Annotated in this window: 10 protein-coding genes; 3 read left to right on the plus strand and 7 right to left on the minus strand. The window is 57.7% G+C overall.

Annotation, left to right across the window (positions count from 1 at the left end; translation table 11 throughout):
* Positions 1-40: 40 nt before the first annotated feature.
* The 7 genes from A3GO_RS22560 to A3GO_RS0104690 all read right to left on the minus strand — a co-directional run bounded on the left by A3GO_RS22560 (position 41) and on the right by A3GO_RS0104690 (position 6,522).
* Positions 41-625: a pseudouridine synthase gene (locus tag A3GO_RS22560; protein WP_037374689.1), complete on the minus strand. Its 585-nt coding sequence runs from the start codon at positions 623-625 to the stop codon at positions 41-43.
* 314 nt (positions 626-939) lie between these two features.
* Complete coding sequence (locus tag A3GO_RS22565; RefSeq protein ID WP_051301839.1) at positions 940-1,860, minus strand: GGDEF domain-containing protein; 921 nt, start codon at positions 1,858-1,860, stop codon at positions 940-942.
* Positions 1,861-2,318: 458 nt separating this feature from the next.
* Entirely contained in the window at positions 2,319-3,125 is an 807-nt protein-coding gene (locus A3GO_RS0104670) for a YciK family oxidoreductase (RefSeq protein WP_470406607.1), read from the minus strand.
* Positions 3,126-3,144: 19 nt separating this feature from the next.
* Positions 3,145-3,855, minus strand: a complete 711-nt coding sequence (locus tag A3GO_RS0104675; protein WP_051301840.1) for an HAD family hydrolase — start codon at positions 3,853-3,855, stop codon at positions 3,145-3,147.
* Positions 3,848-4,564 (minus strand): bifunctional 2-polyprenyl-6-hydroxyphenol methylase/3-demethylubiquinol 3-O-methyltransferase UbiG, encoded by a 717-nt coding sequence (ubiG, locus tag A3GO_RS0104680; RefSeq protein WP_029132414.1) that lies wholly within the window; start codon positions 4,562-4,564, stop codon positions 3,848-3,850. Before ubiG ends, A3GO_RS0104675 begins: the two co-directional genes overlap by 8 nt.
* Before the next feature lie 77 nt (positions 4,565-4,641).
* A complete protein-coding gene (locus A3GO_RS22570; RefSeq protein ID WP_051301841.1) occupies positions 4,642-5,124 on the minus strand; it encodes a hypothetical protein in 483 nt (160 codons plus the stop codon).
* Positions 5,125-5,205: 81 nt separating this feature from the next.
* Complete coding sequence (locus A3GO_RS0104690) at positions 5,206-6,522, minus strand: TRZ/ATZ family hydrolase (protein WP_029132415.1); 1,317 nt, start codon at positions 6,520-6,522, stop codon at positions 5,206-5,208.
* A 61-nt stretch (positions 6,523-6,583) separates the two neighbouring features.
* Here A3GO_RS0104690 and mtnA point away from each other — a divergent pair, with 61 nt between their 5' ends.
* From mtnA to serC, 3 genes are all read left to right on the plus strand, one after another.
* Positions 6,584-7,660: an S-methyl-5-thioribose-1-phosphate isomerase gene (gene mtnA, locus A3GO_RS0104695; protein WP_394707555.1), complete on the plus strand. Its 1,077-nt coding sequence runs from the start codon at positions 6,584-6,586 to the stop codon at positions 7,658-7,660.
* Positions 7,661-7,833: 173 nt separating this feature from the next.
* On the plus strand, positions 7,834-10,413 hold the full coding sequence (gene gyrA, locus A3GO_RS0104700; protein ID WP_029132417.1) for a DNA gyrase subunit A: 2,580 nt from the start codon (positions 7,834-7,836) through the stop codon (positions 10,411-10,413).
* Between the two features lie 43 nt (positions 10,414-10,456).
* Positions 10,457-11,536 carry a 3-phosphoserine/phosphohydroxythreonine transaminase gene (gene serC, locus A3GO_RS0104705; protein ID WP_029132418.1) on the plus strand — a complete coding sequence of 360 codons (1,080 nt, stop codon included), beginning with the start codon at positions 10,457-10,459 and terminating at the stop codon, positions 11,534-11,536.
* Positions 11,537-11,788: the final 252 nt, after the last annotated feature.

Raw genomic sequence — 11,788 nt, forward strand, 5'->3', positions numbered from 1 at the left:
ATCATTTTAACCTGAAATTGGCCTGGTGGCGTACGTGGGATCAGCGGCGTTTCTTTTTTCCGGGCCGGGGTTTTGCGCCATCCTCAGGCAACTCAATGACTTGATACTGGCCGGGCAGGAGTCCGCCAAGTTCCCATTCCCCGATACGGACGCGCACCAGGCGCAGTGTAGGAAAGCCGATAGCGGCGGTCATTCGGCGAATCTGCCGGTTGCGGCCTTCGCGAATCTCGATTTCCAGCCACTGGGTCGGAATATTGGCACGAAACCGCACCGGCGGATCGCGTTCCCAGAGTGTCGGTGGATCGATCAGTCGTGCTCGTGCCGGCAGTGTCGGGCCGTCTTTCAGCTCCAGGCCGTCACGGAGTTGCTGAATAGCGGTGGTGTCGGGAACGCGTTCAACCTCAACCCAGTAGCGCTTCCAGGTCTTCTCCTTTGGATTGGCCAGTCGGTGTTGCAGCTTGCCATCATCGGTAAGCAGTAGCAGTCCTTCGCTGTCCCGGTCCAGCCTGCCGGCGGGATAGACCCCGCTGATAGGGACGAACTCAGCGAGAGTTCTGCGTCCCGACTGATCGGTAAACTGGGTGAGTACACCATAGGGTTTGTTGAACAGAATCAATCGGGACATTATCAGTTCTTGCAAAGAAAAGGGCTGTCCGATTATCGGCAGCCCTGTCCATACGTCAAGACGCTGGAGATGATTATCCTAGAAACCTCAGTTGGACGAGATGGAGTGTACGGTTATGGGGGTGCAGGGCAAGGCGCAATGACGCGGAATGGTTGTTCCATTCCAAGGAGTTGCAACGCGGCCATGTGCCGCCAGAATCGCGCAATCGATCACGTAGCGTGTTCACCCAACGGGTGAAGCGGTTAAACTGCACAATATCCACTTGCGTCATTGCCTTATCTATTCCTCTGAGCGGTCAGCTGAGGTTTCTAGGATTATACTGCTTTGTCGATGACTGTCCGGTTTCTTCCGGCATCCTTGGCGCGATAGAGGGCATTGTCCATGCGCTGGAACAGGCTGTTGATATCATCGCCCTGGATCAGGGTAGTGACGCCGAGGCTGACCGTCATCTGAATCGCCTTATCCGTCTGTGGTGACATAGTCTCGATATTTTGACGGATACGCTCCGCCAGCAGTTCAGCTCCGCTCAAATCGGTGCCGGTCAGTAAAATAAGAAACTCTTCGCCACCATAGCGGAAGATCATGTCAGACTCACGTACGCTCTGTTCGGCGCATTGGGCAACCGCCTTCAGCGCCTGGTCGCCATACAGATGACCATGCCGGTCATTAATAGACTTGAAGTGGTCGATATCCATCAATATGACCGAGAGTGGAGTTTTATGCCGCAGGGCGAGGCCGATCTCTCGTTTCATTGCGCTGTCCATGGCTGCACGGTTTCTCACTCCGGTCAGCGGGTCAATGGTGGCTGATTCTACCGCCCGTTGATAGAGCAGGGTGTTGCGAAGCGGATAGAGTAGCCCGGCCAGCAGATTTTCGATCATCTCCAGTTCAGATGTCTCGAATGGATAGCTGCGGAAGAAGTTCAGGTCACCCAGATGATCCCCGGCAACTACCAGTTCATAGGCGCAGTTATTGGCCGGCTGGTCGCCCAGCTTGATGTCAATTTTGAGTGACGGGAAGTTATAAGTGAGACCATCATACTGGATGAACTGCCGGATCTCTTTAGCAAACAGTGCCAGTAACTCATTAATCTCCAGGGTGCTCTGAAGAACGCCGCTGAGGGCCAGTATTTTTGAGGCAAACCGATAATGGCTTTCCGGATTCCGATCCGGATGGGATGGATGGGGTGTGACCCTTTTGGTGTTGCCTGAAACATGCTGCATGTGGTTTGTCATAATCACTGTTTCCAACTTGTTTTTATATGTCACAGAATATGCGCCGTTAAATATGCTATTTCTGTGCCATTAGTAAAAAACATTAAAAAAACAGATAGATATAAGCATCAATACTTAAATAGCCAAAAAAATGACGGATAATTGTGGCCGTTTGTTGCCGCCGGATGGCGTGCAGGCGGCAGTATTGGCCGCCTACTGCCGTCATCTATCAGCGGGTAGATGGGCACGCTACGCTGCAATCAATGGCTACGGCACAAGATGTGAAGAGTGTGTTTCATCGCGAATGCTGGCTTTGCCCATCCTACGGAGCGTGACGTGGAATTACGCGTATTGATAGGTAGGATGGGCAAAGCTTGCGTTCCCATCAATTCCCGGGAATTATGAGTATCACACTACCCCCCGCATTTAAGGTAATCGGCCTGGTAGAGGAAGGTTTGATCATCTGTTTCCTCCCAATATCAACTGTATTCCAATGCTTCTCCGCTGGTGCCAATGCTGTCCGGTCCCATGAGCCAGAGGTAATCGGGTATCAGACTGTCGGGGGTTTTAAGGCTCTCGATCTCTTCTCCGGGAAAGGCGAGCAGGCGCAACTTGGTGCGGGTTGGTCCGGGGGCAAAACTGTTGACCCTTATGTCGCTGCTATCACGGGTCTCCTCGGCGAGCAGTAGCATCAGTCCCTCCAGTCCGAACTTGGAGACACCGTAGGCGCCCCAGTAGGCCTTCGATTGACGGCTCACCTGGTCTCCGGTAAATACCACCGAGGCGTCCTTCGCCTTGCGTAACAGCGGCAGGCAGGCCTGGGTCAACAGAAACGGGGCATTGAGGTTTACCTGCATCACCTGATGCCAGATTTCAGGATCGTAGTCGTCGAGACGGCTCAGGTAGGGCAGCATCGCGGCATTGTGCAGCAATCCCTCCAGGGAACCGAACTCCTTGGTCAGGGTCTCCGCCAGTTCAGTGTAGTCGTGCGGGCTGGCCCCTTCGAGATTCATCGGGTAGATCGCAGGCTTGACCCCGCCGGCGTTCTCGATCGCGTCGTAGACCGCCTCGAGCTTGGCGATGGTCCGACCCAGCAGAATCACGGTGGCCCCGTGAGTGGCAAAGGCGATAGCCGCCGCCCGGCCGATGCCGTCACCGGCACCGGTGACTAGAATGGTGCGTCCGGCCAGCAGATCTTTTGGTGGGTGATAGTCGCGCATGTCGGGGTCCTGATGTTTGTCGTCCGAATATTCTAACCGGGCGGCGTCCCCGATTCGAGTCTTCATGGGTTTGGGTGCCCGTTAATCAGCCGTTTGATTTGAGTCCCAGCTTCTCAAGTATCTGGGTGGGTGAGGCGACACTGTCGTCGGCGCCCCAGGTATCCGGGCGGTCCGCGGCATCCAGGTAGCCAAACAGGGCGGTAAGGGTGGTGGTTCCCGCTTCCCGGCCGGCAATGATGTCGCGTTCCGCATCACCGATATAGAGGCACTCTCGAGGGAGTGTGCGGGTCAGTTCGCAGGCATGCAGTATTGGTCCTGGGTGGGGTTTGCTGTTCGGGGTGGTGTCGCCACTGACGATGCAGGCGGCACGTCGGTTCAACCCCATGCCCACCATCAGCGGATCGGTCAGCCAGGCGGGTTTGTTGGTGACAATGCCCCAGCCGATAGCGTGTTGCTCAAGCTGTGCCAGAACCTGCTCCATTCCAGGAAACAGGGTGGTTTCACGGGCGATGTTGTCCTGGTAGATGGCCAACATATCATCACGGTAACCCTGGAACTCCGGATGGTTCGGTTCAATGCCGAAGCCGGCGCGAATCAGCGCGATACCACCATGAGAGACATGAGGGCGTATCTGCTCAAAGGGCAGCGCTTTACGGCCATGCCGAATCAACGTCTGGTTCAGCGCATAGGCGAGATCCGGCGCGGTATCGGCCAGGGTGCCGTCCAGGTCGAACAGCACCAGCCTGATTGGTTGTCCGCGAAAGCGGGCGCCATCAATCACTGGGTGATCAGTCATGTGCTTTACGACAGCTCACCATGTAATTGACATCCACATCGCCGGGCGCCAGGCGATACTGGCCTGTCAGTGGATTGTAGGTCAGGCCGATCATTTCATGAGTCAGCAGTTCGGCTCGGCGGATCCATGCGTCCAGTTCCGACGGCTTGATGAACTTGGAGAAGTCATGGGTGCCCCTGGGCAGGAGTCGCAACAGGTACTCCGCGCCCACAATGGCGAACAGATAGGATTTGGGGTTGCGGTTCAGGGTGGAGAAGAATACGTGGCCCCCCGGCTTTGTCAGGCTGGCGCAGGCCTCCACCACGGAAGACGGGTCCGGCACATGCTCCAGCATCTCCATGCAGGTGACGATATCGAATGATCCCGGCTGCTGTTCCGCCAGCTGCTCCACCGGAATACGCTGATAATCCACCTCCAGGCCCGATTCCAGCAGGTGTAGCCTGGCCACCTGTAACGGTGCCTCGCCCATGTCAATCCCGGTGACTGTCGCTCCCTCGCGCGCCATGCTCTCGGAGAGAATACCGCCGCCGCAACCAACATCCAGTACCCGCTTGCCCTTCAGTCCGGCAATTTGGTGGATATAACTCAGGCGCAGGGGATTGATCTCATGGAGCGGCTTGAACTCGCTATGTGGGTCCCACCAGCGGGCAGCCAGTTCCTCAAATTTATTGATTTCGGCGTGATCGACATTGATGCTGCTGTCAGTCATGTTGTTTCAGGCTCTTCATGAATCCGGAGTTGGTGGTTTCAGTCGACCGGGTCGACGGGCTGAGAGTATAACCCAGATTACTCCATCGCCTCCCTGATAATGCCCTCATACAGTTTGATCAGTGCCAGTTCCGCTGCTGCCGCTTCTTCCGCTTCTCCCAGTATCGCGGGACGGCGATAACTGAGGAATACGTCATCCGGTTGCCCCTGCAAGGTATAGATGCCGACCGTGAGCGGACAGATTGACAGGTTGGCGGGATGGGCCGCTGACATCTGCCAGGAGAGTTTGAGATTGCAGAACTCGAAGGCCTCGGCCTTGGCGTAAAACGTGTTGGCCAGGCCGGTATCGGCCGCGGTGCGGTTGAACATGTCACTGATATGCAGGGTGCTGCTGATCAGCATGCCGCGACCGGTGATGGCCAACTCTAGGTTCGAGCGTATGGCGTCGTAGTCATCGCTGGTCTGGTAGACCACGATCGGCGCCCCGGCGGGAGTGATGGGGGTTTGGGCCAGGGCCAGTCCGGCCTGAAGAAAAAGCAGGAAAAAGATAACCGGGCGCATTATTCGCTCCTTAAAATGTCGTATGTTCGTAGCCCGATAGTCAAGCCACGTAGAGAATGGTTGTTATTGGGTTTCAGGCGTTTATTCGAACTCACTGATGCGTCCCTGCCACTCTGCTGCCCGGCTGATAATCTCACGCTGGTCAAGGGTGGTGAGGCGTCCGTTATGCAGTACCGGTTTGCCGGCTATCCAGACATCGGTCACCTTGTCTCGTCCGGTAGCATAGACCAGTTGCGAAATCGGGTGATAGAGCGGCTGGGTCTCCAGGCTGCCCAGATCCACTGCCGTGATGTCGGCGGCCTTGCCCGGCTCCAGTGAGCCGGTTCGCTCACCCATGCCCAATGCGATGGCACCATTGAGAGTTGCCATGCGCAGGGCGGTGTGGGCGGGGATCGCGCTGGCGTCATCGGCCACGCCCTTGGCCAACAGGGCGGTGCTGCGCATTTCACTGAACATATCCAGGTCGTTATTACTGGCTGCACCGTCGGTGCCGATGGCGATATTGATCCCGGCCCGATGCAGCTTGGCCACCGGGCAGAAACCGGAGGCCAGTTTCAGATTGGATTCGGGGCAGTGGACCACACTGGCGCCGCTTTCGGCGAACAGGTCGATCTCCTCTGCCTCAAGCTGGGTCATGTGCACCGCGGTGAGGGCGGGGGAGATGAGTCCCAGCTGCTGCAGGCGCTCAATGGGCCGGTTGCCATAGCGACTGATCCCCTGAGTGATCTCGTCCCGCGACTCATGCACATGCATGTGGATCGGGATCTCCAGTTCATCTGCCAGCACCCGGATACGTTCAAATGGCTGATCGGAGACGGTATAGGGGGCGTGCGGGGCGAAGGCGGTGCTGATCAGACCGTGGTTGCGAAACTGATCCTGCACCTCCAGTCCACGGCGGATGTACTCATCCGGGCCGCTGGCCCAGGCCGACGGGAAGTCGATAATGATCAGACCCACCACGGCTCGCATGCCGGCGGCGGCGCACACCTTGCCGGTCACTTCGGGAAAAAAGTACATGTCATTGAAGCAGGTGGTGCCGCCCCGCAGCATCTCGGCCACGGCCAGCCGGGTGCCGTCGGCGATGAACTCCTCGCTGATCCAGCGGCCCTCCGCCGGCCAGATGTGTTCATTGAGCCAGCTCATCAGTGGCAGGTCGTCCGCCAGTCCGCGCATCAGGCTCATGCTGGCATGGGTGTGGGCGTTGATCAGTCCGGGGATCAGGGCGTGCTGCGGCAGTTCGTGCAGACTCTTTGGGTGGTATTTGGTACGGGCCTGCTCTGCCGGCAGGATCTCCAGTATGGTTCCTCCATGAATCGCCAGTGCATGCTCTTCCAGCACCTGCTGGTCCGGTACCACCGGGATGATCCAGCGGGCAAAGATGAGGGTATCGATATTCAAATGACTGTCCGTTCTGAATGCGTTGATTTAACTTAATCGGTTAGAATAGGACGAATTTGCCATGGGTTTGAACAAGATGGAAGCACAACCGCTCACGATTCGTCCCAGCGCCGATCAGGCTATTGTCTGGGCCAACGACCGTCTCTACCTGTTGGACCAGCGTATTCTCCCCAATGAAACCGTATACATCGAGTTGCAGAGCGCAGTCGACACCGCCCGGGCAATACGTGACATGGTGGTGCGCGGTGCCCCGGCAATCGGCATCACTGCCGCTTTTGGCGTGGTCCTGGCGGCACGCGACAGTTTCCGTGCCGCGCCCGATAGCTGGCGTGACCGAATTGTCACCGACCTGCAGGCCCTGGCCGACTCACGCCCCACCGCAGTCAACCTGTTCTGGGCCCTGGAGCGGATGAAGCGAGTGGTGGCTGAGATTGGCGATGAGGATCCCGAAGCGCGCCTGCTGCAGGAGGCGCTGCTGATCCACCAGGAGGATATTGCCGCCAACCGGGCGATGGGGGAGTTTGGTGCCAGTCTGATCGAGTCGCCAACCTCGGTGATCACCCACTGCAATGCCGGCGCTCTGGCGACCGGTGGCTACGGGACCGCCCTGGGGGTGGTTCGCAGTGCCCACGCGGCTGGACGTATCCAGATGGTATTTGCCGATGAAACCCGTCCCTGGTTGCAGGGTTCGCGGCTGACCGCCTGGGAGCTGGCGCAGGACCGGATACCGGTTACCCTGCTGACCGATGGCGCCGCCGCCAGTCGCATGGCGCAGGGTGGGATCGGCTGGATCATTGTCGGATCGGACCGGATTGCCGCCAACGGGGATGTGGCCAACAAGATCGGCACCTACAACCTGGCGGTGGCGGCAAAATACCACGGGGTGAAGGTGATGGTCGCGGCGCCCACCTCGACCATCGACATGGCGGTGCGTTCCGGCAAGGAGATTCCCATCGAATCGCGGGACCCGGCCGAGATCCTCCAGTGCGGCGGGCAGCGGGTTGGAGCCGCGGGTGTGGATGCCTGGAATCCGGTGTTTGATGTGACCCCGGCCGAGCTGGTGGACGCCATTGTCACTGAAAAGGGAATTGTGCTGTCGCCAGACAGCGAAAAGATGGCTGAATTGATGGCCAGATAAGCTGAGAGTCGCAAAAAGCCGTTTTCAGGCGCTTTATTTTCAGGCGGCACCATCCCGGAATGTGTTACTATAAGCGGCTTAAAAAAGCGTAACCTGGCTCTGCACAAATATCACTCCGGGATACGTAAATCAGATTGAAGCCGTCATAAAACAAAAAGGTTAATGAACCGCCTATGACCGAATTTGCGAAAGAAGTTCTACCGGTCAATCTCGAAGACGAGATGCAGGCGTCCTATCTCGATTACGCCATGAGCGTGATCGTCGGACGCGCCCTCCCGGATGTGCGTGATGGACTGAAACCGGTCCACCGTCGTGTGCTCTATGCCATGAGCGTGCTCGGCAACGACTGGAACAAACCCTACAAAAAATCCGCCCGCGTGGTGGGTGATGTCATCGGTAAATACCATCCTCATGGAGACACGGCGGTGTATGACACCATCGTGCGCATGGCCCAGCCATTCTCCATGCGCTACATGCTGGTGGACGGGCAGGGCAATTTCGGTTCGGTCGATGGCGACGCCCCGGCCGCCATGCGTTATACCGAGGTGCGGATGGCCCGGATTGCCCACAGCATGCTGGACGATCTGGACAAGGAGACGGTCGATTTCATCCCCAACTACGATGAATCCGAACATGAACCTGCGGTATTGCCGGCCCGGGTGCCCAATCTTCTGGTCAATGGCTCCACCGGCATCGCAGTGGGCATGGCCACCAATATCCCACCGCATAACCTGACCGAGATCGTCAATGGCTGTGTCGCCATGATTGATGATCCGGCTATCACTATCGATGGGCTGATGGAGTACATCCCCGGTCCCGATTTCCCCACGGCGGCGCTGATCAATGGTGCCCGGGGTATCCATGAGGCATACAAGACCGGTCGTGGCCGTATCTATGTACGGGCCCGCACCGAGATCGAAACCAACGACAAGACCGGGCGGCAGACCATTGTCGTGCACGAGCTGCCTTATCAGGTAAACAAGGCGCGGTTGCTTGAGAAGATCGCCGAGCTGGTCAAGGAAAAGCGCATCGAGGGAATCAGCGAACTGCGTGACGAGTCCGACAAGGACGGCATGCGCATGGTGATCGAGCTGCGTCGCGGCGAGGTGGCCGAGGTGGTGCTTAACAACCTCTATCAGCACACCCAGATGCAGAACGTGTTCGGCATCAATATGGTATCGCTGGTGGACGGTCAGCCCCGGCTGCTCAATCTGAAGCAGATGCTGGAGTATTTCATCCGCCACCGGCGCGAGGTGGTGACGCGGCGTACCCTGTTTGAATTGCGCAAGGCACGGGATCGGGCCCATGTGCTGGAAGGTCTGGCGGTCGCCCTGGCCAATATTGATGAGGTGATCAAGCTGATCCGCGAAGCGGCCAGCCCGGCAGATGCAAAACGGGAACTGTTGGCACGGCAGTGGAAATCGGGCGCGGTCGAGGCCATGCTGGAGCGGGCAGGCTCGGACGCCTCCCGTCCCCAGGGACTGCCTGCCGAGTTTGGTTTGAGTGAGCAGGGATATCGGCTGACCGAGACCCAGGCGCAGGCTATTCTGGATCTGCGCCTGCACCGTCTGACTGGGTTGGAGCAGGACAAAATACTCAGTGAATACAGTGAGATAATAGGTAAAATTAAAGACTTACTTGATATTCTTTCCAGCCCGGATCGGCTGATGCAAGTGATTCGTGATGAGCTGATAGCGATCCGCGATCAGTATGGTGATGAACGCCGTACCGAGATTATCAGCAACCGTCTTGATCTGACCCTGGAAGACCTGATTACCGAAGAGGATGTGGTGGTTACGCTCTCCCACGCCGGTTATGCCAAGGCCCAGACCCTGGATATCTACCAGGCGCAGCGACGTGGCGGCAAGGGCAAGACCGCCACCAGCACCAGGGACGAGGATTTTGTCGACCAGTTGTTTGTCGCCAACACTCACGACACCATTCTCTGCTTCTCAAGCCGGGGTCGGGTCTACTGGATGAAGGTGTATGAACTGCCCCAGGCGGGTCGAAACGCCCGAGGGAAACCGATCGTCAACCTGCTGCCGCTGGAGAAGGACGAGCGGATCAATGCGGTATTGCCTATTCGCGAGTATTCAGAAGACAAGTACATCTTCATGGCCACCAGTTCCGGCACCGTGAAGAAGACGCCGCTGATCAATTTCTCCCGTCAGCGGGCCAGTGGCATTATTGCAGTGGATCTGCGCGATGATGACCAGTTGGTAGGTGTTGCGGTGACCGATGGTCAGCAGGATATCATGCTGTTCACCTCAGCCAGCAAGGCGATCCGCTTCAATGAATCCCAGGTTCGCCCCATGGGCCGGACCGCCTGCGGGGTGCGTGGGGTGAAACTGGGTCCGGGCCAGCGGGTGATCTCGCTGATGATTGCCGAGCCGGGTCGCACCGTGTTGACGGTGACCGAGAACGGCTATGGCAAGCGCACGCCGGTCGAGCAGTTCCCTCTGCGTGGCCGCGGCGGCATGGGTGTCATCTCGATCAAGGCCTCGGAGCGCAACGGCGAGCAGGTCGGCGCGGTCCTGGTGGAAGAGGGTGACGAGGTGATGCTGATCACCAACGGCGGTACCCTGGTGCGCACGCCGATTTCCGATGTGTCGGTGATGGGCCGGGACACCCAGGGTGTCACCATGATCCGTCTCTCCAAGAAGGAGAAACTGGTCAAGATCGAGCGCATCGAGTCACTGGATGACGAGGTCGTGGCCGAGGCCGAGGGCGAAGCGGAATCTACTGAGGAGTGAGCCACTTCTCGTTCTGTAAAAATTGAGAGCTGGAGAGTAAATCATGTCAAGAGTCTACAATTTCAGCGCCGGGCCAGCGGCCCTGCCTGAAGAGGTGTTGAAGCAGGCCCAGGAAGAGATGCTGGATTGGCAGGGCAGTGGCATGTCCGTCATGGAGATGAGTCACCGCGGCAAGGAGTTCATGTCCATCGCCGCCCAGGCCGAGGCCGATCTGCGCGAGTTGATGGCGATTCCGGACAATTACAAGGTGCTGTTCCTCCAGGGCGGTGCCTCGAGCCAGTTCTCCATGGTCCCGATGAACCTGCTGCGCGGCAAAGCGAGCGCCGACTATATCAACACCGGCTCCTGGTCCAAGAAGGCCATAGCCGAGGCGAAGAAGTATTGCCAGGTCAGCGTGGTGGGGGAGACCCCGGCCGGTGAATTTACCGTACCTTCTGCCGAATCGCTAAAACTCAATGCGGATGCTGCCTATCTGCACTACACCCCGAACGAGACCATACAGGGCATCGAGTTTCCCTATGTTCCGGCCAGTGGCGATGTGCCGCTGGTGGGTGATTTCTCATCCACCATCCTCTCCCGGCCGGTGGATGTGAGTAAATATGGGGTGATCTATGCCGGTGCCCAGAAGAATATCGGACCGGCCGGCCTCACGGTGGTCATTGTCCGGGACGATCTGGTCGGCGAAACCGTGGCGGGAACCCCGGCCATGTTTGATTACCAGATCCAGGCGGACGGTGAGTCCATGTACAACACACCGCCGACCTATGGCTGGTATCTGGCGGGACTGGTATTCCAGTGGTTAAAGCGCAATGGTGGTTTGACTGCGATGGCCGAGACCAACCAGCGCAAGGCGGCCGCCCTTTATGCCGCCATTGATGGCTCCGGTTTCTATAACAATCCGGTCGAGCTGAGCTGCCGTTCCTGGATGAATGTGCCATTCACCCTGGCCGATGCCGGGCTGGACGCCAAGTTCCTGACCGAGGCCAAGGAAGCGGGACTGGTGACCCTGAAAGGTCATCGCTCGGTGGGCGGTATGCGGGCCAGCATCTACAACGCCATGCCGGAAGCCGGGGTACAGGCCCTGATCGACTTCATGGCTGATTTCGAAAAACGTAACGGTTGAACTATCAGGGACGTGGGATAGTTTGAGATGGGGTGGCGGCATCGTTTGATCAAGTAAATAGATTTCGATTAATAAACTTATAAAACAGTTAATTATTGACATAATATAATCTATTTTATTAACTACTGAAGGCCTGTCCGCCAACTCCTGCAGCACGCTGCCGGGGAGTTAGAAACTCCCCGGCGCACTTCATGCAGTCTCCGGATGTTCCGCGTTCCCTCACTAAAATACCTATAAGAGAGAGGGAGAACA

The organism is Sedimenticola selenatireducens DSM 17993 (assembly GCF_000428045.1).
Lineage (GTDB): Bacteria > Pseudomonadota > Gammaproteobacteria > Chromatiales > Chromatiaceae > Sedimenticola > Sedimenticola selenatireducens.